Annotated in this window: 19 protein-coding genes, 2 tRNA genes and 1 pseudogene; 5 read left to right on the forward strand and 17 right to left on the reverse strand. The window is 70.5% G+C overall.

Features of this window, described 5'->3' with window-relative positions:
- Positions 1–54 precede the first annotated feature (54 nt).
- The 7 genes from IEX31_RS13240 to serS form a co-directional block, all read right to left on the reverse strand.
- Positions 55–1155, reverse strand: coding sequence for an IS1380 family transposase (locus IEX31_RS13240; protein ID WP_188743906.1), 1101 nt, complete (start codon positions 1153–1155; stop codon positions 55–57).
- Between the two features lie 797 nt (positions 1156–1952).
- Positions 1953–2041 (reverse strand) — tRNA-Ser (locus IEX31_RS13245).
- Between the two features lie 117 nt (positions 2042–2158).
- Positions 2159–3457 carry an LCP family protein gene (locus tag IEX31_RS13250; protein WP_188743907.1) on the reverse strand — a complete coding sequence of 433 codons (1299 nt, stop codon included), beginning with the start codon at positions 3455–3457 and terminating at the stop codon, positions 2159–2161.
- 40 nt (positions 3458–3497) lie between these two features.
- Positions 3498–3582 (reverse strand) — tRNA-Ser (locus IEX31_RS13255).
- Between the two features lie 113 nt (positions 3583–3695).
- The gene (locus tag IEX31_RS13260) at positions 3696–4970 is read right to left on the reverse strand and encodes an LCP family protein (RefSeq protein WP_188743908.1); all 1275 of its coding nucleotides are present in this window, start codon (positions 4968–4970) and stop codon (positions 3696–3698) included.
- A 61-nt stretch (positions 4971–5031) separates the two neighbouring features.
- Positions 5032–5862 (reverse strand): HAD family hydrolase, encoded by an 831-nt coding sequence (locus IEX31_RS13265; RefSeq protein WP_229662349.1) that lies wholly within the window; start codon positions 5860–5862, stop codon positions 5032–5034.
- Positions 5859–7127, reverse strand: coding sequence for a serine--tRNA ligase (gene serS, locus IEX31_RS13270; protein WP_188743909.1), 1269 nt, complete (start codon positions 7125–7127; stop codon positions 5859–5861). The genes IEX31_RS13265 and serS overlap by 4 nt, the downstream gene beginning before the upstream one ends.
- Positions 7128–7211: 84 nt before the next feature.
- Here serS and IEX31_RS13275 point away from each other — a divergent pair, with 84 nt between their 5' ends.
- Positions 7212–8222 (forward strand): diacylglycerol/lipid kinase family protein, encoded by a 1011-nt coding sequence (locus tag IEX31_RS13275; protein ID WP_188743910.1) that lies wholly within the window; start codon positions 7212–7214, stop codon positions 8220–8222.
- A gap of 265 nt (positions 8223–8487) precedes the next feature.
- Here the strand turns inward: IEX31_RS13275 and IEX31_RS13280 are convergent, their stop codons facing one another.
- Both IEX31_RS13280 and pheA read right to left on the reverse strand, forming a co-directional pair.
- A complete protein-coding gene (locus IEX31_RS13280) occupies positions 8488–9138 on the reverse strand; it encodes a hypothetical protein (protein ID WP_188743911.1) in 651 nt (216 codons plus the stop codon).
- Between the two features lie 32 nt (positions 9139–9170).
- A complete protein-coding gene (gene pheA, locus IEX31_RS13285) occupies positions 9171–10127 on the reverse strand; it encodes a prephenate dehydratase (RefSeq protein WP_188743912.1) in 957 nt (318 codons plus the stop codon).
- A 78-nt stretch (positions 10128–10205) separates the two neighbouring features.
- Here pheA and IEX31_RS13290 point away from each other — a divergent pair, with 78 nt between their 5' ends.
- Complete coding sequence (locus tag IEX31_RS13290; protein ID WP_188743913.1) at positions 10206–11483, forward strand: DUF445 domain-containing protein; 1278 nt, start codon at positions 10206–10208, stop codon at positions 11481–11483.
- Positions 11484–11746: 263 nt separating this feature from the next.
- Positions 11747–13387 carry a phosphoglucomutase (alpha-D-glucose-1,6-bisphosphate-dependent) gene (gene pgm, locus IEX31_RS13295; protein WP_188743914.1) on the forward strand — a complete coding sequence of 547 codons (1641 nt, stop codon included), beginning with the start codon at positions 11747–11749 and terminating at the stop codon, positions 13385–13387.
- A gap of 150 nt (positions 13388–13537) precedes the next feature.
- Here pgm and IEX31_RS13300 read toward each other — a convergent pair whose 3' ends face one another.
- Both IEX31_RS13300 and IEX31_RS13305 read right to left on the reverse strand, forming a co-directional pair.
- Positions 13538–14884, reverse strand: a complete 1347-nt coding sequence (locus IEX31_RS13300; RefSeq protein WP_229662350.1) for an MFS transporter — start codon at positions 14882–14884, stop codon at positions 13538–13540.
- Between the two features lie 4 nt (positions 14885–14888).
- Positions 14889–15692, reverse strand: a complete 804-nt coding sequence (locus IEX31_RS13305; protein ID WP_229662351.1) for a M15 family metallopeptidase — start codon at positions 15690–15692, stop codon at positions 14889–14891.
- 66 nt (positions 15693–15758) lie between these two features.
- Here IEX31_RS13305 and IEX31_RS13310 point away from each other — a divergent pair, with 66 nt between their 5' ends.
- Together IEX31_RS13310 and IEX31_RS13315 are read left to right on the forward strand one after the other, a co-directional pair.
- Positions 15759–16784 (forward strand): LacI family DNA-binding transcriptional regulator, encoded by a 1026-nt coding sequence (locus IEX31_RS13310; protein ID WP_188743915.1) that lies wholly within the window; start codon positions 15759–15761, stop codon positions 16782–16784.
- Positions 16781–17320: pseudogene (locus IEX31_RS13315) on the forward strand (substrate-binding domain-containing protein); the annotation flags it as partial. The gene IEX31_RS13310 and the pseudogene IEX31_RS13315, both read left to right, overlap by 4 nt.
- Before the next feature lie 90 nt (positions 17321–17410).
- Here IEX31_RS13315 and IEX31_RS13320 read toward each other — a convergent pair.
- The 6 genes from IEX31_RS13320 to IEX31_RS13345 are packed head-to-tail and all read right to left on the reverse strand — an operon-like array spanning position 17411 to position 24311.
- Entirely contained in the window at positions 17411–19087 is a 1677-nt protein-coding gene (locus tag IEX31_RS13320; RefSeq protein ID WP_229662352.1) for a SulP family inorganic anion transporter, read from the reverse strand.
- A gap of 5 nt (positions 19088–19092) precedes the next feature.
- On the reverse strand, positions 19093–19521 hold the full coding sequence (locus tag IEX31_RS13325) for an ArsR/SmtB family transcription factor (RefSeq protein ID WP_188743916.1): 429 nt from the start codon (positions 19519–19521) through the stop codon (positions 19093–19095).
- 31 nt (positions 19522–19552) lie between these two features.
- A complete protein-coding gene (locus IEX31_RS13330) occupies positions 19553–21094 on the reverse strand; it encodes a hydrogenase large subunit (protein WP_188743917.1) in 1542 nt (513 codons plus the stop codon).
- Entirely contained in the window at positions 21091–22602 is a 1512-nt protein-coding gene (locus tag IEX31_RS13335) for a proton-conducting transporter transmembrane domain-containing protein (RefSeq protein ID WP_188743918.1), read from the reverse strand. The genes IEX31_RS13330 and IEX31_RS13335 overlap by 4 nt, the downstream gene beginning before the upstream one ends.
- Positions 22602–23363: a hypothetical protein gene (locus tag IEX31_RS13340; protein ID WP_188743919.1), complete on the reverse strand. Its 762-nt coding sequence runs from the start codon at positions 23361–23363 to the stop codon at positions 22602–22604. Before IEX31_RS13340 ends, IEX31_RS13335 begins: the two co-directional genes overlap by 1 nt.
- Before the next feature lie 9 nt (positions 23364–23372).
- Positions 23373–24311, reverse strand: coding sequence for a respiratory chain complex I subunit 1 family protein (locus IEX31_RS13345; protein WP_229662353.1), 939 nt, complete (start codon positions 24309–24311; stop codon positions 23373–23375).
- Position 24312: the final 1 nt, after the last annotated feature.

Genomic DNA, 24312 nt, shown 5'->3' on the forward strand with positions numbered 1-24312 from the left:
AGCATGCAACTATCCCTAGTTATGCCGAACTATCCGACCCGAACATGCCCCTGATCAGGCGCTCCCGCACAACATCGGCATAACTCCGACATCAAGATAATCGATCACGGCGTGGCCGCGGTGGCGGCGGTCGGCTTCGACGGTGCTCAGCGTGGAGTTGGTGATGAACGCGTGATGCCGGTAGGTGTCGAACAGGGTGTCCTGCCCGTGCTTGATGTTGCCGCTGAGGCGTTTGACTCTGCGCACCACGAGCCGGCAGCGCACCTGTTCGTCGTTCTTGCGGGATGTGAACGCGGTGAACGCGGTCTCGGCGACTTCCGCGTCGGAAACCCACCCGCCCGCTTGATCGTCCCAGACCGCTTCGGGGTACTCGATCGGGATCCACGCGTTCTCCGGGATCGACGCGATCGCGGCGTGCACGGTCGCCCATTGCGGGATCGTGAACGAGAACCACGCTCTCGCGTCCATCACGGCGGCCACATGCGCGTGGGTGCAGAACGCGGAGTCCCCGCGAGTCAGGACCTGCCGGTTCGGGACGATCCTGCCCGATCGTGGCAAGGGCGCGGGACGCGTACCATCCCGGGAGTCCCCGGAACGGGCGTTCCCCTTGCGTAGCCCGGCTTCCGCGATCACCGGCAGGCTGTGATCGGTGGAGACCGCCGCCACCAGTGCGTTCAGTCCCCTGACACCGGAATAGCCGTACGCGGCGCCCTGCTTCTGGTAGCCGTGGACCTCGCGGATGGTGTCGTCCAGATCGATCAGCACCATGTTCGACGAGCCGACCAGGGAAGGCACGTGGCAGGCCAGGCCCTCCAACAGTCCCCGGTTCACCGCACCCAGCTGCAGGACGTGCCCGTGCGTGGCCTTCCGCAGGAAGGTGCCGACCGTCGACGGCGCCCGCACCCCGGCGACCACTCGTTTCATCCCGCCCGAGCGCAGCACGTCGAGCCCGTCGGTATCGTCCGCGCCGGCCAGGAGCCCCGCGATCACCGTGCGGGCCTTGACCGTCCGGTTCGGCGACGGGATCGTCAAATGCTCCCGCAGCAACTCGCTCAGCCCGCACTGCTCGGCCAGTTCCAGCACCGGCACCAGCCCGGCCGCCGACACGAGGTTCGGGTCATCGAAAACCGGGGACAGAACATGAGAGACTCGCACCTGAGAAGTGTCCTTCCAAACGTGGCAACCGGTGATCTAAGCAACCACCATTTTCCCACGTCAGAAGGACATTTCTTCTTCCACCACACCCCGACCCGTCCCCTCAAACCGGTGGATCAAGGTTGAGTGTGGCATCCACGGCGCCGGGTTCGAGCGTCTCGATCGCTTGAACCACGGTGAGTCGCGCGAGCGCGCTGGCCCAGGCATCCGGCTCGCCTGTCGTGCGAAGGTGAGCAGCTGCGCGGAGAGGACGCTCACCAGTGCACCCGCCTCTTCGAGCCGGGGGCAGCTCGTCGGTGAGCCAGGCGGATGTCGCATGCCCCTGCCGTACGCGAGTGCGGGTCACTTCGATGAGATCAGCTGCTCGCAACGCCTCCCACCACGCAGTCAGCGCAGGTAACTCCCACATCGACCGGACGAGCGGCTCTCCGCCGAACACGATGTTCAGTGAACGTCAGTTCCGCCTCGGTCATCCACCGCTCGAACTGACGGACAACGACACGCTCCTGGAACGACAGCCCGCGACGAGCAGGGTTCCCCGATGGCTTCTTCTTCCGCCGCGACACGATCCAAGTCTGCCGCATCATCCGGCCAGAGACCGGGTCGGGGACGGAGGGAGCGTGTCCCTCGGTCTCCTTTACGCAAACTTCAAGCAGCTGAGCAATCTGCGCGGATCCGAGAGGCCAACGGATGCAGAAAGCTCAGCACAATGGAGATCGAGACAGCCCAAGTCAGACTGCAAATGTCGGCGAAAGTCTCTCAACCTCACTGAACGTCCCTGAACCACACTGAAAGCGCGGAGACGGAGGGATTTGAACCCTCGGTCCCCTTACGGGGACTCCACCTTAGCAGGGTGGTGCACTCGACCGGACTATGCGACGTCTCCTCGCGGTGCGCTTGCGCGCACACGCGAATGTCATCATAACCCGCACATGCCGTCGATGACGATTCGAGGGAGATCCGAGAAGCATCGAGCGGCTCGGACGAATCCGAGCGGACGCCGCTACTCGTACTGGTCGTCGAGCGTCCGACCCGCGGAACAGCGCACGTCGGCGGCGGTCTGGCCCGCCACGTCGCTTGGGAGCGCCTCCGCGGCGGGTGCCGGCGCGGCGGTTTCGGTGGGCGTCTCCTCGGCCGGGACCTCCTCGGGAGGTACCTCCACGGGAGGCGCCGCGTTCGGATCGGTGGCCGACGCGAAGGCCGACTCCTGAGCCGCGGGGTCGAACGCGACCGGCAGGTCGCTCTGGAGTGCGGTGCGCACGTACTCCGCCGAGTCGGTCGGAGCGACAGCGCCACCCCCGTCGACGTACGCCGTCGGGTACTGGATGAACGCGATCTTGCCGAGGTCGGTGTCGTTCACCGCCTTGGCCATCGAGATCATTCGTGTCGGGTCCATGAGACTGCTGGACAACTGCATGTTCGAGAGTGCTGCCTTGGCGATCGAGTAGAGCCGTACGGGGTCGGCGAGGGTGCCCTCTCCCTGCAGCTTGCGCGCGAGAGCGGAAAGGAACACCTGCTGGTTCGAGATACGCGCGAGATCGCTGCCGTCGCCCACGCCGTGGCGCGTGCGCAGGAACTGGAGGGCCGCGATGCCGGAGAGCGTGTGGGTGCCTGCGTCGAGGAAGGTGCCCGTGTACTCGTCCTCGATGGGTTCCGCGACGCACACGTCGACGCCGCCGACCGCCTCGGAGAGACCCGCGACGCCGAGGAACTGCACGATGCCCGCGAACGGGATGGTGATGCCGAGCTCCGCCTCCACGGTCTTCACGACGCAGCCGAGTCCGCCGTGCGAGAGCACGCTGTTGATCTTGACGTCGTACAGCTCCCAGAGGGGATCGCCCGAAGGATCCTCGGGGTCGGCGCACTCGGGCACGTCCACGAGCATGTCACGCGGGAAGCTCACGACCGAGGCGTTCGAGTGGTCCTCGGAGATGTGCAGGAGCATGGTGACGTCGTTGAGGACCGCGGTCTCCTCTTCGGGGTCGCCGAATGCCGTGCCCTGGCCCTCGCGACTGTCGCTGCCGACGATGAGGAGGTTGACGCCGCCCTCCATGGCGCCGATGTCGGGTACGCCCTCGAGCACCTCCTCGTTATCGAGTGTCAGCGTGGGTTTCACGGTGGCGGCGAGATCGAACGCGGCGTATGCGGCCACGGCCGAGCCCGAGACGAGCGCGACGGCGACGATGGAACCGACGATCTTGGCGAGGGTCTGCCAGCTGCTGTGCCGCTTCAGGCGGCCGTGGCGGGCGACGGAGGCGGCCTTCGCGGTGCGACGTGAGCTGTGGCGCAGGTCGTGGTTCAACCGGGTTCCTCTCGAAGTCGTCGTCAATCGTGCGCGTACGCGGAGGGCGTGGGATTCGAACCCACGAGGCATTGCTGCCCACTGGTTTTCAAGACCAGCTCCATCGGCCGCTCGGACAGCCCTCCTCAGCGCACGGCGATGCCCGTCTCAGGGCGGCGACGTGCGGCAGGCCCCGATTCTAGCCGAAGCGCATTTCAACGGGAGCCTTCCAGCCCCGCCTGTGAGGGTGCTGAGGTCGTCAACCCTCGTTCGCGCTCGAGCAGCGCACCTCCGCGGCGGTCTGTCCGGTGATGTCGCCCGGCAGCACCTCGGCGGGCGGAGCCTCCGGCGCGGGCGTCGCCGACGGGTCGGCGGTCGCCGGCGTCTGGGGCTGCGACGGCTCCGCGGGTTGCGCGTTCGGGTCGGCGACGGTTCCGAAATCGGTGCTGGCCGTCGCGTTGGGATCGATCGCGACCGGACGGTCGGCCTGCAGCGCGGCATTGAGCACGGTCGCCGACTCCGTCGGGTAGACGGCGCCGAAGTCGTCGGTGTAGGCGGTCGGATACTGCACGAACGCGATCTTCGAGAGGTCGACGTCCTGCAGGGTTCTCGCGATCGAGACCAGCTGCACCGGGTTCTGCAGGACGGTCGACAGCGTCATGTTCGAGAGCACGGCCTTCGCGATGGAGTACAGCTTCACCGGGTCGCCGAGCGTGCCCGAGCTCTGCAGGGTGCGCATGAGCGAGGCCAGAAACGTCTGCTGGTTCGAGATGCGCCCAAGGTCGCTGCCGTCGCCGACACCGTGGCGGACCCGGAGGAACTGCAGCGCCTGCATGCCGGAAAGGGAATGCGTGCCGGCGTCGAGGTACGTACCGGTGTAGTCGTCGCTGATCGGCTCGGCGACGCAGACCTCCACGCCGCCGACGGCGGAGGACAGCGCTGCCACGCCGTAGAACTCGACGATGCCGCCGACCGGGATCTGCACGCCGGTGAGTTGCTCGACCGTCGATGCGACGCAGCCGAGCCCACCCCACGAGAGCACCTCGTTGATCCTGGTGTCGTACAGTTCGGGCAGCATCGATGCCGGATCCTCGGGATCCGGACACTCGGGCACCGTCACGAGCATGTCGCGCGGGAAGCTCACGACCTCGACGTGCGAGTGGTCCTGCGAGATGTGCAGCAGCATCGTGACGTCGTTCAGTACGGCCGACTCCTCCTCGGGGTCGCCGAACGCACCGTCGTCGGGGCGCTTGTCGCTGCCCACGAGCAGGAAGTTGAGCCCGCCCTCCATGGCGCCGATGTCGGGCACGCCCTCGAGGATCTTCTCGCTCTGCAGTTCGACCGGGGGCCTCACCGACCTCAGCAGGTCGATCGCCGCGTAGGCTGCGACGGCCGTGGCGCTCACGGCCAACACGCCGACGACGGATGCGGCGATCTTCGCGGCGGTGATCCGGGTGTCGTGCCGCGGCATCCGTCCGTGCCGGGTCGGGACGGGAGGCTCGACCGTGGATCCGCGCATGCCCGGCTGGCCCACGGTGCCCCCTTCCGTCGCGCACGATCCTATCCGGCGCGCCTGTGGGGGTGCCGGATGCCGGTCAGGGCAACGAGTCCAGCACCGCGGCGAGGCCGGCGTGATGGATGTCGGCGGTGACCTCGTCGGCGGCGGCACGCACCTCGTCGGGCGCCTGCCCCATCGCGACGGCGCGTCCGGCGGCACTCGCCCAGGTGAACATCTCGATGTCGTTGCGGCCGTCGCCGACGGCGATCACGCGGTCGAGCGGCACGTCGAGCCAACCGCGCACGCGCTCGAGCGCCGTCGCCTTGCTGACTCCGTCGGGCGCGATGTCGAGCCAAGCCGTCCACCCGATGGAGTAGCTGACCTGGTGCAGGCCCATGTCGTCGACGAGCCGGAGGAACTCCTCGAGTTCATGGTCGGGCGAGATCACGACGACGCGCGTCGCCCGCCGGTCGAGCAGCTCCTCGAAGGTGACCTGCTGCGCGTTGTCGAGGTTCCAGTCGCTCATGCCCTCGGTGTAGAAGCGGAACCCGTCGGGCACCTCGACCATGAACCGCCCGCTCGGCAGGTGGGTGCGGATGCGCTCGAGCACCGCGGTCGGGTCGAAGGTCTCGACGTGTGCGCGGACGTACCCCTCGGATGCCGCATCGTCGCGCTGCATCGTGATCGCACCGTTGGCGCACACGACGTACTCGGGCGCGAGGCCGAGGCGTTCGAGCACGGGGCCGGTGGTGGCCCACGAGCGGCCGGTCGCGAGCGTGACCTCATGTCCGCGGGTGACCGCGGAGGTGACCGCCTCGGCGACGCGCTCGTCGATCGTCTCGTCTTCATGCAGGATCGTGCCGTCGACGTCGAGCGCGACGAGCCAGGGCTCGGGCGCGGCGTGGGCCCGCGGCATCCGCTCGCTCACCGTGCGACGGGCTCCAGCACCTCGACGCCGCCGAGGTAGCCGCGCAATGCCTCGGGCACGACGACCGCGCCGTCGGCCTGCTGGTGCGTCTCGAGGATCGCGACGATCCAGCGCGTCGTGGCGAGCGTGCCGTTGAGGGTGGCGACGGGTGCGGTCTTCCCGCCGTCGGTGCGGTGACGGATGTCGAGGCGACGCGCCTGGAAGGTCGTGCAGTTCGAGGTGGACGTGAGCTCGCGGTATGCCCCCTGCGTCGGCACCCACGCTTCGATGTCGTACTTGCGCGCGGCGCTCGACCCGAGGTCGCCCGCGGCGACGTCGATGACGCGGTAGGCGAGGCCGAGGCTCTGCAGCATCTCCTCCTGCCAGGTCAGCAGGCGCTCGTGCTCCGCCTCGGCGTCGTCGGGCAACGCGAAGCTGAACATCTCGAGCTTGTTGAACTGGTGCACCCGGATGATGCCGCGGGTGTCCTTGCCGCCACTGCCCGCCTCGCGCCGGTAGCACGTCGACCAGCCCGCGTACCGGGTGGGGCCGCTCGACAGGTCGAGGATCTCGTCGGCGTGGTAGCCGGCGAGCGCGACCTCGCTCGTGCCCGTGAGATAGAGCTCGTCGTCGGGCAGGTAGTAGATCTCGTCGGAGTGCGCGCCGAGGAATCCGGTGCCCTGCATGATCTCGGGCCGCACGAGCGTCGGGGTGATGAGCGGCGTGAAGCCGGCCGCGAGCGCCCGGTCGAGGCCCATCGTCATGAGCGCCAGCTCGAGCCGCGCCCCGATCCCCTTGAGGTAATGGAAGCGCGCACCCGAGACCTTCGCGCCGCGCTGCATGTCGATGGCGTCGAGCAGCTCGCCGATCTCGAGGTGGTCGCGGGGCTCGAACCCGAACGCCGGGAGGTCGCCGACCTCCTTGAGCACGACGTAGTCGTCTTCACCGCCTCCGGGCACGCCGTCGATGACGACGTTGCCGATGCGCTGCACGACCTCGATGAACTCGGAATCCGCGTCGTTCGCGGCCTGGCTCGCGGCCTTCACGCGCGCCGCGAGCTCCTGTGCCTCCGACAGGAGGGCGGCCTTCGCCACCTTCGGTGCCTGCGCAACCTGCTTGCCGAACGCGTTCTGCTCGGCACGCAGGGACTCGAACACGGCGATCGCCGTGCGGCGCGCGGCATCCGCCTCGACGGCCGCGTCGACGAGCGCTGTGGATTCGCCGCGCAGCTCCTGCGAACGCTTGATCAGCTCGGGGTTCTCGCGGAGCAGCACAGGGTCGATCACCCGAGCAAGTCTAGTCGGGGCATCCGTCGCGTCCGCGTGCCCCGAGCGGTTCGTCGCCGGGGCGTATGCAATACCGTTGGCTTCGTGACGGCGCGTGCGAACGACCAGTTGACGGATGCCGCGGCCGGGCGTCCGAGGGCCGCGGTCATCTTCAACCCGACGAAGGGCGGGCTCGACGAGTTGCGCGACGCCGTCGCCCGCGCCGAGCGCCTCCAGGAGTTCGCACCATCGCTGTGGCTCGAGACCACCGCCGAAGACCCGGGCAAGGGCATGGCGCGCGAGGCGCTCGCGGCCGGAGTCGACCTCGTCATCGCGGTCGGGGGCGACGGCACCGTGCGGGCGGTGGCGGCGGCCCTTCGCGACACGGGAATTCCTCTCGGACTCGTGCCGCTCGGCACGGGCAACCTGTTCGCCCGCAACCTCGGCATCCCCGTGAACGACCAGTTCGATGCGGTGGTGCTCGCCTTCTCGGGCCTGGATCGCGCCGTCGACGTGCTCGTGGCCGACCTCACGCGGCCCGACGGGAGCATCGAGTCGCACGTGTCGCTCGTCATGAGCGGCATCGGCATCGACGCGACGATGATCGCGACCACCAACCCCGAGCTGAAACGGCGCGTCGGGTGGCTCGCCTACGTCGACGCCGGGCTGCGCGCGATCCCCGCGTCCAAGCCCTTCCGCGCCGTGCACCGCATGGACGGCGGGCGCCCCCGCCGTTCGCGCGTCTCGAGCATGCTCATCGCGAACCTCGGCTACCTGCCCGGCAATCTCGAGCTCATCCCCGACGCCGAGCTCGACGACGGGCACCTCGACGTCGTGCGGCTGCAGCCCCGCAACGCCTGGGGCTGGCTGCTCATATGGCGCAAGGTCGCGTGGGAGAACCGGGTGCTCGCCAAGTCGGCGATCGGCCGCCAGCTCATCGACCTCACCGGCGGCAACCGCCGGCGCGAGATCGTCTACTCGCGCGGCCGGTCGGTCGACGTCTCGATCGAGGGTGAGCCCCAGGAGGTCGAGATCGACGGCGAGGAGTTCGGCGTCGTGACGGCGGCGCGGTTCGCGGTCGACCCGGCCGCGCTCATCGTGCGCGTGGAGCGGTAACGGCCTCGGCCCGGTCGGCTCGACGCTGCCCCGACGATGATGATGCCGAGCGTCGCCGAGACGCCGAGCATCGTCGCCCATGGGGGGACGGACTGCACGGCCTGGATGAGCCGCTCCTCCCAGAGCTGCTCCTCGGTGGGCTCCCCCTGCCACGAGCTGCCCTGGTAGTCGACGACGACGCCGAGCGCCCACGTCGCCGCGATCACCGACAGCACCACCGCGACCGCGAGCAGGATCGCGGCCGGGTTCCGCAACAGGCCCGGAATCACGATGGCTCCTCGTAGCCGCGCGCGTGTCGCACGCCCGTCCAGACGAGCATCGCGACGAGGCCGAGCAGGCCGGCCTCGACGAGCGACGGCGCAACCATCCAGCCGAGAAGCTGCAACCAGCGATCCGACTCGTTGCTGGGGCCGGAGTAGAAGTCCTGGCTCACGATCGACGACCACCAGAGCGCGACGCCGACGACGGACGCGACCACGGCCACGCCCCAGCCCGCGATGAACCACGGCGCGATGCTCGACGGCCGCTCGGGACTCGGCGTCTCGAAGAGCGCGGCGAGCCCCGGCTCGTCGTCGGGAACGGACGGCTGCCGGGCATTCATGCGAGCGGACGTCTCGCCGCCCTGCAGCCGCTCCCCCTCTGCGCGTGCGACGTGAGCGAGCGTCTCCGCGGCCCGGCCATCGGCCTCGACGGCCGCGAGGCCGCCCGGAATGGAGGCGGGGTCGGATGTCGCGGGCGACCCCATCGGCGCGGCCGCCACCTGCCCGGCCGTCGGCGCCGTCAGCGCGACCGGCGCGTCCGGAGCCTCGGCGATGACCGATCCCTCGGCGGCTCCAGCCGCGGCATCCGGAACATAGCCCCGCTGGAAGCGGGGGTCGAAGCGCGGATCGATCCGCGGAGTCTTCGCCTCGCTCACACCTCCCCCTCTCCGATACGCCCGCGGCAGCCTCAGTCGGGCTCGCCGCTCAACAGGCCGCGCAGCCAGTCGCGCGCCTCGATGAAGATCTCGTCGTCGTACTTCGAGTGGTACGACACCTCGCGCCGATCGGCGCGCGGGTAGGAGCCGAGGAAGATCACGTTCGGGCTCGTGCGGCGCAGGCCGAGCAGCGCGTCGGCGACGCGTTCATCGGCGATGTGGCCGTCGAGGTCGACGACGAAACGGTAGCGGCCGAGCGCGTCGCCGATGGGTCGTGACTCGAGGAGCGACAGGTTCACGCCGCGCGTCGAGAACTGCTCGAGCAACGAGAGCAGGGCACCGGGCTCATCGGTGGGCAGCTCGACGATCAGGCTCGTCTTGTCGGCCCCCGTCGGCGCCGCGAGCACCCGTGAGCGCGACACCAGCACGAACCGAGTCACCGCATTGGGGTTGTCGCCGATGTCGCGGGCGAGCACGTCGACGTCGAGGTGCTCGGTGATGCCAGGGGGCGCGACCGCGGCATCCGCATTGCTGTCGGGCTCGAAGAGCGAGGAGGCGGCCTGCACGTTGCTCGACGACGGGATGTGCCCGTGGTCGGGGAGCTCGCGCTCGAGCCATCCGCGCGACTGCGCGTAGGCCACGGGGTGCGCGTTGACGATGCGCACGTCGGCGAGCGCCGTGCCGGGTCGCGCCACCAGCACGAAGTTCACCGGCACGAGGTACTCGCCGACGATGCGCAGGCCGGGCACGGTCGCGAGCGCGTCCTGCGTGGCCGAGACGCCGCCCTCGATGGAGTTCTCGATCGCGATCATCGCGGCGGTCGAGCGGCCGCTCGTGACATCCGACAATGCCTCGCCGACGTTGTTCACCGACCGCCAGTGCTTGCCGACGGCCTCGGGCACCTGCTTGAGCGCGGCCTCGGTGAAGGTGCCGGCCGGCCCCAGGTAGGAGTAGGTCTCCTCGGGGGGTGTGGGCGCGGCATCCGTCATGCAGCCAGCCTAGCCACCGTGCCGGAGACGAGCGGCTAGCGTCGATGCCGTACGGAACCCCGCAGGTGAGGAGGGGCCATGACGATCATCGAGGAGCGCCGGGCGCTGCCGACCGACGCCGAACGGCTGGCCGCGCTGCAACGGATGAAGCGCGTCGCGCTCGGGCTGCTGCTCGCCGCCGCCGTCGTGTTCGCGGTGTCGTTCACGCTGCAGGACGAGATACCGTGGCTCGCCTACGTGCGTGCCGCATCGGAGGGTGCGATGGTCGGCGCGATCGCGGACTGGTTCGCGGTGACCGCGTTGTTCCGGCATCCGCTCGGGATCCCCATCCCGCACACCGCGATCATCCCGCGCCGCAAGGACGAGATCGGGGCGAGCCTCGGCGCCTTCGTCGAGAACGAGTTCCTCTCCGACGAGGTCGTGCTCGGCAAGCTCCGCTCGATGGGCATCGGCCGCCGACTCGGCGACTGGCTCGCGACGCCCCAGCACGCCGACCGGATCACGGCCGAGACCGCGGTCGCCGGGCGCAGCATCCTGGCCCTGCTGGGCGACGACGACGTCGAGGACGTCATCGACAAGCTCGCACGCCGCCACCTCTTCGAGCCTGAATGGTCGCCGGCGATCGGCCGCATCGGCACGCGCCTGGTCGCCGCCGGTCAGCACCGCGCGGCAGTCGACGCCCTGCTCGAGAAGGCCGATGGATGGCTCGCGGCGCATCCCGAGGCGTTCGGCAGCATGGTCTCGACCCGCCTGCCCAAATGGGTGCCGTCCTTCGTCGGCGGACTCGTCGACGATCGCGCCTACCGCGAGGTGCTCGCGTTCGTGCGGGCGGTGCGTGAGGATCAGGGGCATCCGCTTCGCGGGGCCATCGACGGGTGGCTCGCCGACCTCACCGACGACCTGCAGCACGACCCCGAGATGATCGCGCGCGTCGAGCAGCTGAAGGCAGACCTGCTCGGGAGCCCTCGCGTGCGGGAGTTCGCCGGGGAGGCATGGGCGAGCATCAAGGCGACGCTCGAGACGGCGCTCGCCGACCCCGGCAGCGAACTCCGCGCCGGCCTGCGCCAGGCGCTCATCGAGGTCGGCACCCGGCTCACGACCGACGTCGAACTGGTGGCCAAGGTCGACGAGTGGTTGACGGATGCCGCGGCGTACCTCGTCCGCAGCTACCGCCACGAGATCGCCGGCGTGATCACCGAGACCGTCGAGCGGTGGGACCCGCGCGAGACCACGGAGAAGCTCGAGCTGCAGGTGGGACGCGACCTGCAGTTCATCCGCATCAACGGCACCGTCGTGGGCGCGCTCGCCGGGCTCGCGATCTTCACCGTGGCATCCGGGGTGCACGCGCTCCTCTGATCTCTGTGCAGAATTCAGGAGCGCGGCTGTGCCGAATTCAGGAGTGCGGCGGTGCAGAATTCAGGAGCGCAACGGCGCGGCGCCGTCTCCTCTTCCAGATTTCCCCGTGACCGCGTGGGATGGGTCAAGCGCTCCTGAATTGTGGACAGGGCATCCTCAGCCTGAGCCTCCCGTTCCTGAATCGAGGACGTGGGTTCCTCGACCCGCGCAGCCGAGTTCCTGAATTGTGGAAGCCAGAGCGGCAGCGGGGCAGACTGGTGCATATGCACGAGCGAGCGGGAACCCCGGCGACCGAGTCCGACCTCATCGACGTGGAGGCCCTCGTCAGGGCCTACTACGAGCAGCAACCGGATGCCGCGGTGCCCGAGCAACGGGTCGTGTTCGGCACTTCGGGCCACCGCGGCTCATCGTTCACGACGAGCTTCAACGAGCACCACATCCTCGCGATCACGCAGGCGGTCGTCGACTACCGAACGGCGCAGGGCATCGCGGGTCCGCTCTTCATCGGCGCCGACACGCACGGCCTCAGCGCGCCGGCGCTCACCACGGCGCTCGACGTGCTCGTCGGCAACGGCGTGCGCGCCCTCTCCGACGAGTTCGAGGACTTCGTGCCGACGCCGGCCCTCTCGCACGCCATCCTGAAATGGAACAACGATCCGGCGAGGCGGGCCCAGGGCGAGGCCGACGGCATCATCATCACGCCGAGCCATAACCCGCCGCAGGACGGCGGCATCAAGTACAACCCCCCGCACGGCGGACCGGCGGACTCGGATGCCACGAGCTGGATCGCGAACCGGGCGAACGAGCTCATCGCCAGCGGCCTGCACGAGGTGAACCAGGCCGAGCCGAGCGGTGTCGACACGTACGACTTCCGCGGCGAGTACGTGGCCGACCTCGAGAACATCATCGACTTCGACGCGATCCGCCGCGCGAAGATCCGCATCGGCGCAGATCCGCTCGGCGGGGCATCCGTGCACTACTGGGACGCCATCCGCGACCGCTACGACCTCGACCTCACGGTCGTGAACGAGCTGGTCGATCCGGCGTGGTCGTTCATGACGCTCGACTGGGACGGCAAGATCAGGATGGACCCGTCGAGCCCGCAGGCGATGGCCTCGGTGCTCACCCGAGCCGGCGACTACGACATCCTCACCGGCAACGACGCCGACGCCGACCGGCACGGCATCGTCACGCCCGATGGCGGGCTCATGAACCCGAACCACTTCCTCGCGGTGGCGATCGAATACCTCTTCGGCCATCGCGGCGGATGGCGGAAGGATGCCGCGGTCGGCAAGACGCTCGTGTCGAGCTCGATGGTCGACCGCGTCGCCCACCACCTGCGCCGGCGGCTGTGGGAGGTGCCGGTCGGGTTCAAGTGGTTCGTGCCCGGGCTACTCGACGGCTCGGTCGGGTTCGGCGGCGAGGAGAGCGCGGGCGCCTCGTTCCTGCGGTTCGACGGCACGGTGTGGACGACCGACAAGGACGGCATCCTGCTGTGCCTGCTCGCCTCCGAGATCCGCGCCGTCACTGGGAGGTCGCCGTCGGAGCTGTACGGGGAACTCGTCGAGCGCTTCGGCGACCCGGCCTACGAGCGAACGGACGCCGTGGCCACGCCCGCACAGAAGGCGGCGCTCGGCAAGCTCACGGCTGACGAGATCGGCGCGACCGAGCTCGCCGGCGAGCCGATCACCGCGAAGCTCTCGCACGCGCCCGGCAACGACGCGGCCATCGGCGGCGTGAAGGTGCAGACGGCCGACGCGTGGTTCGCGGCACGCCCGAGCGGCACCGAGGACGTGTACAAGATCTACGCCGAGTCGTTCAAGGGGCCGGAGCACCTGGCGAAGGTGCAGGCCGAGGCGAAGGTCGTCGTGGGCCAGGCGCTCAGCGGATCGAGAAGTACGTGATCGAGCCGCCGCCTGTGGCGAGAGCCGTGTCGGCGTCCCAGTAGTCCGCGTCCTTGGTGTGCCCGGCTGGGAGGACCGTGGGAGCGCGTTCGCGCACGCCACGGGCACCGGCGCCAGCGGCGAACCGAACCGCGAGCGGCGGGCCGTGGATCAGGCGGGGGCGCGCCGGCTCAGCACCGAGAGCCGCAGTCCGGCGATCGCGAGCGGCACCAGCACGATGATCGCCACCACGTTGACCCCCGCGAATCCGCCGATTCCGAGCACGAGCCCCGAGAGCGCCGCGGATGCCGCGGCCGCGACGTTCATCGCGGCATCCGTCGCACCCTGCAGCGGCACGCGCAGGCGCTCGTCGACCGTGGTGGTGAGCAGCGTGGACCCGCCGATGAGCCCGGCCGACCAGCCGAGCCCGAGCAGTCCGAGGGCGAGCGGCACGAGCAGCACGTCGTCGCCGGGCGCCAGGATGCCGATCATCGTGGCGGTGAGGAGGATCGCGGCGCCGATCGCGATGACACGGATCGAGCCGATGCGGTCGACGAGCCAGCCCATGAGCGGGCTCGCCCCGTACATGCCGAGGATGTGGATGCTGATGACGATGCCGACGAGGGCGATCGACAGGCCGTGCTGGGTCATGTGGATGGGTGTCATGACCATGACGCCCACCATGACGGTGTGCGAGCACACGATCGCGAGGATCGCGACGAGGGCCGTCGGGTTCCGCACCGCCGTGCGAAGGGCCTGCCAGGCGCCGACGCGCGCCGGCGCAGGGGCGGCTTTCGAGACGGCGCCGCTCGCCGCGTCAACCCGCGGATCGGCGCCGCTCGCCTCCTCGGCCGGTGGGGCGGCGGCAGCGCGGTCGTCGGTCTCGAGGTGGCCCGCCCGCGGCGTGCGCAGGAACGCGCCCACGAGGATCCCCGACAGGGCGAACGCGGTCGCCGAGAACAGGAACGGGCCGACGAGCGAGGGCAGGCCGAACGAGCGGCCGAACTCGTCGCCGACGTCGGAGAGCAGAGGCCCGGCCACCGATCCGATCGTGGTGGCCCACAGCACGAGCGACATCGACCGGGCCTCGAAGCCCGGTGCGGCGATCTCGGTCGCTGCGAACCGGGCCTGCAACCCCGCGGCCGCCGCGGCGCCGAACCCCGCGAGCCCCACGAACACGAGCGGCGCCCAGCCGCTCGCTGCCGCGACGACGACGAGCACGGCGCCGGCGAACGCGCACGCGTAGCCGGTGGCGAGTGCCACATGGCGTCCGGCGCGCACGGCGAGACGCGCGAGGGGCACGGCCGCGAGCGCGGCGCCGAGCACGCTCGACGACTGCGCGAGGCCGCCCATGGCCGTCACCTCGGTGAGGTCGGCGACGAGGATGGCCGCGAGCGCCATGCCGGATGCCACGCCGACGCCGGCGAGCAGCTGGTTGACGATGAGCACCGTGAGGGAGACCCCGCGACGCGGCATCCGCTCGGTCCGCGGCATCCGCTCGACACTCGGCTGCGTCATCCGCTCAGCCGTACTCGGGAGCGGGCGGGAGGCCGAAGAACTCCTCCAGGGTGGTCACGCCGGTCTCGCGCATCTCGGTGGCGAGGTCGACGCCGACGTAGCGGAAGTGCCACGGCTCGAACGAGTACCCGGTGACCGGGGTCTTGTCGGCCGGATACCGGAGGATGAAGCCGAACCGCCACGCGTTGTCGCGCAGCCAGATGCCCTCAGGTGTCTCAGCGAAGCACTCGTCGAGCGAGCACTCCCCCGACAGCGGGCCGATGTCGATCGTGAGCCCGGTCTGGTGCTCGCTGAACCCCGGCCGGGCCGTGGTCAGGTCGTCGCCGTCGTAGATGCTGTCCTGCGCCCAGTACGAGCGGTACGCGCTGTTGGAGGCCAGCTCGAGGCCCGCCTCGTCGAACGCGGCCTGGAACATCGCGACCACGGCGTCGGATGCCTCCTGCCGGAGCAGCGGCTCGTTCGTGTACTCGACGGGGACATCCACGAGGTCGGCCGGTTCGTACTCCTGGGGATTGATCGGACGAAGCTTGTTCACCACGACCCAGATGCTCGCGGGGTCGTCGATCGAGTAGGCAGCCCGGTTGAACGTGTCGATCGAGGCCGGCGGCGGCTCGACGGCGGGCTCGGGGCGCGGCGTCGGCGTCTCGGTGGCGTCAGCGGCGGGGCGGTCGTCGGGCGCCGCGCCCGCGACCATGCCGATCACGACAGCGCTGACGGCGACGAGCACGAGGCTCAGCGAGATCGCGATCGCGAGGCGACGGTTCTGCCTCGCGCGATCGGATGGATCTCGATACTGGCTCGCTGACACCGTACGAGTGTACGCCCAGCCTCCCCGGACGGGCGGCGGGAGCGCGACCGAAATAGACTGGCGGACATGCAAGCGTGTGGGGTTCGCGCACGGCCCGCCGCACCGACGCTCGAAGCGGTCGCGCGCGAGGCGAAGGTCTCGCGCGCGACCGTGAGCCGGGTCGTGAACGGATCGCCGAAGGTCAGTCCCGACGTCGCGCGCGCCGTGAACGCGGCCATCGCGAAGCTCAACTACGTGCCCAACCGCGCGGCCCGGTCGCTCGCGAGCCGCACGACCCAGGCGATCGCGCTCGTCGTGCCCGAGGACACGACGCGGTTCTTCGGCGATCCGTACTTCGCCGCCGTCGTGCAGGGCATCGCGCGACGCCTCGATGACAGCGAGTACCTGCTGAACCTCCTCGTCGCCACCAACGACCCTGGCCGCAAGGCGCTGCGCTACCTGCGCTCGGGCGTGGTCGACGGCGCGCTCGTCGTGTCGCACCACGAGGGCGACGACGCGCTGTGGGAGGCCTTCGACTCGGTGCCGATGGTGTTCGGCGGCCGGCCCTCGCACGAGTCCGACGACGAGATCTACGTCGACGTCGACAACGTCGAGGGCGGCATGACGGGTACCGAGCACCTCATCGCCATCAACCGCCACCGCGTCGGCACCATCACGGGCCCGCTCGACATGCCCGCCGGAGTCGACAGGCTCGAGGGGTTCCGGCGCGCGATGGCCGTGGCCGGGCTGCCCGCCGACGCGGTCGAGACCGGGGACTGGTCGGTCGCGAGCGCCGTCGCCGCCACCCGGCGCCTGCTCGACCGAGTGCCCGACCTCGACGCACTGTTCGTCGCGAGCGACCTCATGGCGACGGGCGCACTCTCGGTGCTGCGCGAACGCGGGCGACGGGTGCCGGAGGACGTCGCCGTCGTGGGCTTCGACGACAGCCCCGCCGCGAGCTCGTCGGCCATCCCGCTCACGACCGTGCACCAGCCGTCGGAGCAGATGGGCTTCGAGATGGCCGACCTGCTGCTGCGCATGCTCGCCGGCGAGGCCGAAGTGCCGCACCGCAACCTCATGCCGACGCGGCTCGTGCGGCGCGCGTCGGCATAGGCCGGCGCGCCGCGGCATCCGCCCATGAACGGCCCACGTCGGCGACGGCATCCTCGTGGGCTACCGACCGGCCGTGCCGCTCGTGTTCGGCGGTCGCCCCCCGCGACTCGGACCACGACGACGACTTCGTCGACGTCGACAACCGGGCGGCCGCGGCATCCGGAACCCGGTACCTCATCGAGCACGGGCGTCGGAGGATCGGGTCGATCACGGGGCCGATCGACATGCCCGCCGGCATCGACCGGCTCGACGGCTTCCACGACGCCGTGCGCGCGGCGGGCCTGCCCGACGACCTCGTCGAGACCGCCGACTTCACCGCGCCCGGCGCCGCAGAGGCCGCCCGGCGCCTGCTTGATCGCGCCCCCGATGTCGACGCGCTCTTCGTCGCGAGCGACCTCATGGCCACGGGCGTGCTCACGGTGCTGCGCGACCGCGCGCTGCGGGTACCTGAGGATGTCGCGATCGTCGGCTTCGACGACAGCCCCGCCGCCCTCGCCGGGCCGACGTGCTCATCCGCCTGCTCGAGGGCGACGAGGACGTGCCGCACCAGACGATCCTGCCGACGGGGCTCGTCGTGCGGGCGTCGGCGTGACTCCCGCCGCAGCGCTCTTGCCCGCCGCAGCGAGTCAGGCCGCCTCCCGCTCCGCGGCTTCGAGCGCAGCCTCTTCGGCGGCGAGGCTTCGCCCGACGTGGCTTCTGGCGTGCTCGACCGCCGCGTCGAGCTCGTCGAACAGGTGGTTCGTGTGCCGGAGTGAGTCGATCACTCCGACTCGCTCGGCGAGCCTGAGGTGCCGCGGCTGGATGCCCTTGACGAGCACGGTGATCCCACGACGCTCGAGAGCGTGCACCATCTCGGTGATGACGCGCGCGCCCGTCGAATCGAGCAGCTGGAGCTGCGACATCCGAATGATGACGACGTACACATTGCTGATGCGGCCGACACGATCGAGCATGCGCTCCGCGGCACCGAAGAAGAGCGCGCCGTCGAGGCGGAACAGCGCGATGTGCTCGTCACCGGGCTGAGCGGCACCCGGGAGTTCCTCCCGATGCACGCCGCCGGACCTCGACAGGGTCCGCAGGGCGAAGAACGCCGCGAACGCGATGCCGATGCCGACCGCGACGATGAGGTCGAACGAGACCGTGATGAGCGCGGTGACGATGAACACGGCGGCATCGGACCGGCCCGATCCCACGACGCTGCGAATGGTCGCGCCTGAGATCATGCGCGTCGAGGTGACCATGAGCACTCCTGAGAGCGCTGCGAGCGGTACCTGCGACACGACGGTCGACGCGAAGTAGACCACGGCGAGCAGTGCGAGCGCGTGCACGATCGCCGCGACGCGCGTGCGACCGCCGCTGCGCACGTTGACGGCCGTGCGTGCGATCGCTCCCGTCGCGGGCATTCCGCCGAAGAACCCGGAGGCCATCGACGCAAGACCCTGGCCGACGAGCTCTCGATCGGCGTCGTAGGGCCCGGTGTCGGCCAGGGTCGACCCCACCCGCGCCGAGAGCAGGGACTCGATCGCGGCGAGCGCCGCGATCGTGAGCGCGGGGCCGATCAGCGAGCCGGCGCTCGCCCAGTCGATCGACGGGACGAGCGGGCTCGGCAGCGAGCTCGGCAGCGCTCCGATCCGGGCGAGCGGAAGATCCGCCACGGTCGCGATGACGGCCACGACGACGATCGCGACGAGGGATCCGGGGAACTGCTGGTGCACGAATCGCCCGAAGGTCATGATGATCGCAACCACCGCGACGGCGCCGATCGACCACCACGCCGTGGACCAGTCGATCCCGCGGAGCGACTCGAGTGCGGCGAGGAATGAATTGGTGCTCGGGCCCGCCTTCGCGCCGACCGCGGCGGGCACCTGCTGCAGGAAGATGATGATCGCGATGCCCAGCGTGAAGCCCTCGATCACGGGCCATGGGATGTAGGACACCACACGGCCGAGCCTGAGCATCCCCGCGACGAGCACCACGATGCCCGCGAGCACGCTGACGAGCGCGACGACGCCGACGCCGTGGCTCACGACGATCGGGCCGAGCACGACGACCATCGCGCCCGTCGGACCGGAGACCTGGATGTTGGATCCGCCGAAGACCGCCGCGACGAGACCGGCGACGATCGCCGTCACGAGTCCGCTCGCGGCACCCGCGCCCGAGCTCACGCCGAATGCGAGGGCGAGCGGCAGCGCCACGATGCCGACGGTGACTCCCGCGAGGAGGTCGCCGCGCCAGGTGCGGCGGATCCAGCGGTAGTCCTTCCTGCTGGGCAGCAGCGAGGTGACGCGTTCGATTCCGTTCACGAGTGTCACTTCTCCTGTGCGCGGGTGCGCGGGGGAAGGGCGGGCAGGTTCGTCGTCGAGACGAGTTGTTGCTTCGTCTGCTGGAGGATCTCGGCGAGCAGCGAGCGCGACAGGCGCAGCAGGTCGGCGACCTGCGGGTATGCGAGGGCGTAGAAGACCTGGCTGCCACGGCGCTCGGCTACGACGAGGTGATTCTGACGGAGCACCGAGAGGTGCTGCGAGAGGTTGGACGCCTCGAGGCCGGTGTCATCGAGCAGCTCGGTCACCGAGACCTCGTCCGACGTGCACAGCACCTCGAGCACGCGAACGCGCACGGGATGCGCGAGCCCCTTGAAGAGGTTGGCCTTGATGGCGTAGAGAGGTCGCTGCGAGCCGGAGAAGTCGCTCGGCTCCTCCCCCTCGGCATCGGTGTAGGAGTCGTCGGATGGGTTCACAAATCCATCATATCGCCGCGCACGACCTGGTTCACAAGTCGTTGCCGGCGTACGACTGGTTGAAGCTCTTGTTGGTGAGTGGGAAGTCGGGCACGATCGTGTCGGCGAGCGCGATGGGCAGCGCCGGCCAGTTCAGGAACGACGGGTCGACGATCTTCACGCGCGCGAGGCGGCCGTCCGAGGCGAGCTCGACGCGATGCACGAGCGTTCCGCGCCACGCCTCGACGAAGGCGGCACCGGTGCCCGCTGCAGCGGGCCGGAGCGCCGCGCCGCGGCCGGTCGATCCACCCAGCCGCGCGATGAGATCGGCGCAGACGCGGGCCGAGACGCCGAACTCGCGGGCGCGCACGAGATAGCGCGCGAGGACGTCGCCGCCCGTCTCAACGACGACCTCGAACGAGTCGCCCAGCTCGGCGAACGGCAGCTCGCGACGCGCGTCGACATCGACGCCGGAGGCGCGTGCGACGTAGCCGAGGGTGCCCACGCCGCGGGCCTGCTCCGCATGCAGCTGCGAGGTGCCGGAGAAGCGGTCGAGCACCACCGGGTGCGTGAGCGTGATCTCGACCAGTTCGGCGACCTCGTGCGCGATCGCGAGCAGGGCCGCCGGGTCGGGGAGCGATCGCAGCCGCGCGCCGCCGATGGAGAGGCATCCGCGTAGCAGACGATGGCCCGCCACCGCACGATCGAGGCGCATGAGCCGCTCGCGAATGCGCTGCGCATGGATGTTCGCGATGCCGAACGCCGCGTCGTTGGCCAGCGCACCGAGATCGGTGACGTGGTTGTGCATGCGCTCGAGCTCGAGCAGCAGCGCGCGCACGAGCCGATCGTCGTCGGGCACCTCAACGCCCGCGGCGGTCTCCACGGCCATCACGAAGGCGAGCGAATGCCCAACCGACGTGTCCCCGGTGATCTGCTCGGCCAGTGCGATCGCATCCTCCGGCCGCCGCCCCTCGAACAGCTTCTCGACGCCGCGATGCAGGAACCACAGCCGGGTCTCCATGCGCACGATCGTCTCGCCGACCACCGAGAAGCGGAAGTGTCCCGGCTCGATGATGCCGGCGTGGACGGGTCCGACCGCGACCTCGTACACCCCCGCGCCCTCGACCTCGACGAAGGGGTACGCGGCCGTGTCGGGGGCGAACGGCGGGATCACCCGGGCGTCGTTGCGCATCGGATGCCACGAGTGCGGCCAGTGCGCGTGGCGAAGCAGTCGGTGGGGCAGCGGGTGGTCGCGGGGCAGCACCCCGTAGAGGTCGAACATCTCGCGCTCGAACTGGCCGGCGGGAAAACTCAGCGCGGCCAGGCTCGGCACCCACGCGTCGTCCGCGGGGACGGCGACCACGAGCTCGACGGGGCCCCTACGGGCCGTGCCCGTGCCTCCCGAGTCGCCCGCGCCCGTGTCGCCCGCGCCCGGCTCGCCGGCGAAGAGGTAGACGATGCGGAACATCCCATCGTCGTCATGGCACGCGATCATCGCGAGCCGCCGACCGGCATCGAGCAGCGCGGATGCCTCGCGCACGAGATCGAGGCGATCCACCGCCCGGCTGACCGCCGCCGGCTGCCGCGCGTTCATCGAACGCCTGCCAACGCTGCTGCGGCGTCCGAGAGCACCGAGCCGATCGGGTCGGCCAGGAACGGGATGATCGCGGCGGCGGCGAGCGCCAGCGCGATCGGAAGGGCGGGTCCGTGCGCGGCGCGGTCGGGGCCCTCCGGCTCGCCCGCCGGCTCCCCGGCCCCCGTCGCGACCGCGGTCTCCGCCGCAGCCTCGCGCCCCCGGGGGCCGAAGACCATGCCGACGGTCAGTCGCACGAGCCCCGCGAAGACCACGAGCAGGAGCACGAGCGCCGCTGCGACCGCAGCGCCCAACCCGGCGTCCCACCCGGCGAAGAACACGCCGACCTCGGCGAAGAAGATGCCGAACGGCGCGAATCCGAGCAGTCCCGTCATCCCGACCAGCCAGGGCACGGCGATGCCGGGACGCCGCGCGAGAAGGCCCCGCACCTCCGCGATCGTCGACGTGCCCTCGACGGCGAGCAGTCGCCCCGCGAGCACGAACAGGCTCGCCTTGATGAGCCCGTGGCTGAGGACGTACAGCAGCACGGCCGGGATCGCGGCAGTGCCGATCGCCGCGCCGAGCGCCATGACACCCATGTGCTCGATGCTCGAGTAGGCGAGCATCCGTTTGAAGTCACGCTGCCGGATGAGGAGCGCGGCCGCGACCGCGAGCGAGAGCAGTGCCCCGGCGACGAGGAGCGCGCTCAGGAACTCCGGCCCGATCACGGCGTCGGCGACGGCCTGCACACGCAGGATCGCGTACAGGGCGACCGAGAGCAGCACGCCGGACATGAGCGCGGAGACGGGCGACGGGGCCTGGCTGTGCGCGTCGGGGAGCCAGCTGTGCATGGGCGCGAGCCCGGCCTTCGTGGCGAAGCCGAGCACCGCGAGCGCTGCGCCCACTCGTACGAGCCCCGGGTCGAGGTCGAGCGGCAGTGCGGTGAGTCCGATCCAAGACAGGGTGGGTGTCTCGCTGCCCGTCGAGGCGGCGTAGATCAGCACGATCCCGAGGAAGGCGATCGCCACGCCCGCGGGCGCGAGCACGACGTACTTCCACGCCGCCTCGAGCGATCGGCGCGTGCGGTTGTGGCCGACGAGGAAGGCGGTCGCGATCGTGGTCGCCTCGATCGCCACCCACATGACGCCGAGGTTGTCGGCGAGCAATGCGAGCGACATCGACGACAGGAACACGCACACCAGCGCCGCGTACATCCCCCGCGGCGGCGAGCCGGCCGGCAGCGGCCCGGCTGGTTCCTCGGGCCGCAGGCCTCCCCATGTCGCCACGAGGGCGACCGCGCCGACGACCGCCAGCATGTAGGACGAGAGCGAATCGGCTCGCAGGATGCCGCCGAGCCCGAGCAGCGCGTCGCCCCCGGCGCTCACGCCGATCGCAGCGACCCCTGCGCCGAGGATCACCGCGCTCGCGATCACTCCCGAATACCGGCGCAGCCGGCGCAGCCGCGGGAAGAGCGTGCAGGCCCCGAGTCCGAGCGGGAGCACCAGGGGCAGCAGGAGCAGGTACGTCATCAGTCGCGCAGCTCCCTCATGCGATCGACGTCGGTGTCACCGAACACCGCGCGCATTCGGCGCGAGAACACCTGGAGGATGAGCGTGACGAGCAGGATGTCGAGGGACACCCCGAACTCGATGAGGATCGGCACGCCGCCGGAGACGAGGAACGCCACGGTCGCGATGCCGTTGTCGAGCGCGAGGAACCCGACGAGCTGCGAGATCGCACGCCTCCTGGTGACGAGGACGAGGAAGCCGATGAGCACCATCGCGATGCCGACGGGCGCGGCGTGCGCCGCCGGGCTCGCGCTGCCGGCGACGAGCGGCCAGATCACGGCGTAGGCGACGATCCCGAGCAGCGCTGCGGCCACGAGCGTGGCGACCGGGTTGAGCATGGGCGTCTCCGCGCCGTGGTCGCCTGCGCCGTGGTCGCCTGCGCCGTGGTCGCCTGCGCCGTGGTCGCCTGCGCCGTGGTCGCCTGCGCTGCCGGCGCCACGCTGCGGCGGCGCAGGCGCGCCGGTCGCCGGCGCGGGGCGCCGCGAGAGCACCCATGGGAGCACCATGCCCTTGAGCACGAGCACGAGCGCCGCCACGACGATGAGCTCCGCCTCCGAGCGGTCGACGGCGACGACGGCGACGAGCGCGGCGAGTGCGACCCCCTGCAGTGCGAGCGCCCGGATCGAGGCGCGCTGCGACCGATACCACACGGTCAGCACCGAGGTGAGCAGCAGCGCACCTGCGCACAGGCCGATGAGCTCCGCATACGTCGACTCGGTCATCGGCTCACCTCACGACACCATGGCCGAGACGGCGACGGCCAGGAAGGCGAGGACGAACGACCCGGCCAGGAGTTCGGGCACCCGGAAGAGGCGCAGTTTGGCGAGCAGCACCTCGCCCGCGGCGAGGAGGGCCCCGAGGACGAGGACCTTCACCCCCGCCGCTGCGGCGCCGACGAGCACCGGGAGCGCGTCCGTCGAGGTCGCGACTCCCCACGGCACGAGCAGGTTGCCCACGAGCCCGAGCAGCGCGCCGAGCTTGAGCCATGAGCCGAACTCGAGCCATGCGAGGTCGCGCGCGGAGCTCTCGAGCAGCATCGCCTCATGGATCATCGTGAGCTCGAGGTGGGTCGAGGGGTTGTCGACGGGCAGCCGCCCGGTCTCGGCGACCACCGCGATGACCAGGGCCGCCATGGCGAGCAGGCCGACCGGCGAGACGATGATCGAGGGATCTTCGAGCCTCGCCTCGACGATCGTCGCGATGTCGGAACTGCCGGTCGGGATCGAGAGCGCGTAGATCGCGAGCAGCAGCGTGGGCTCGACGAGCGCGAGCACGGTCATGTGGCGGCTCGAGCCCATTCCGCCGAAGGCCGTGCCCGCGTCGAGCCCGACGAGTGCGAGGGCGACGGCTCCGATGAGCAGCACCGAGACGACGACGAACAGGTCGCCGGTCACGAGTCGCTCGGCCACCGTCGTCACGAGCGGCAGCAGCGCGGCGAGCACGAGGCTCGAGAGCACGAGCACGAGCGGGCCGGCCCGCAGCATCCAGCTGCTGCCTCGCGCTCGCACCGGCTCCTTCCCGAGCAGTTTGCGCAGGTCGCGCCACGGCTGCCAGACACCGGCTCCGGCGCGGCCCTCGAGGCGCGCGCGCACCTGGCGCATCACCCCGACGAGCAGCGGCGCGAGCGCTGCGAAGAGGATGACCTGCACGAGGGTCACGATCACGGTCACG

The sequence above is a fragment of the Agromyces bauzanensis genome, from assembly GCF_014645655.1.
GTDB lineage: Bacteria > Actinomycetota > Actinomycetes > Actinomycetales > Microbacteriaceae > Agromyces > Agromyces bauzanensis.

What these genes read in the sequence shown, in the direction of transcription:
- pgm (WP_188743914.1), top strand. Translation starts at nt 11,747, where the DNA reads ATGCACGAGCGAGCGGGAACCCCGGCGACCGAGTCCGACCTCATCGAC.
- IEX31_RS13340 (WP_188743919.1), bottom strand. Translation starts at nt 23,363, where the DNA reads ATGACCGAGTCGACGTATGCGGAGCTCATCGGCCTGTGCGCAGGTGCG.
- IEX31_RS13290 (WP_188743913.1), top strand. Translation starts at nt 10,206, where the DNA reads ATGACGATCATCGAGGAGCGCCGGGCGCTGCCGACCGACGCCGAACGG.
- IEX31_RS13310 (WP_188743915.1), top strand. Translation starts at nt 15,759, where the DNA reads ATGCAAGCGTGTGGGGTTCGCGCACGGCCCGCCGCACCGACGCTCGAA.
- IEX31_RS13300 (WP_229662350.1), bottom strand. Translation starts at nt 14,884, where the DNA reads ATGACGCAGCCGAGTGTCGAGCGGATGCCGCGGACCGAGCGGATGCCG.
- pheA (WP_188743912.1), bottom strand. Translation starts at nt 10,127, where the DNA reads ATGACGGATGCCGCGCCCACACCCCCCGAGGAGACCTACTCCTACCTG.
- IEX31_RS13330 (WP_188743917.1), bottom strand. Translation starts at nt 21,094, where the DNA reads ATGAACGCGCGGCAGCCGGCGGCGGTCAGCCGGGCGGTGGATCGCCTC.
- IEX31_RS13335 (WP_188743918.1), bottom strand. Translation starts at nt 22,602, where the DNA reads ATGACGTACCTGCTCCTGCTGCCCCTGGTGCTCCCGCTCGGACTCGGG.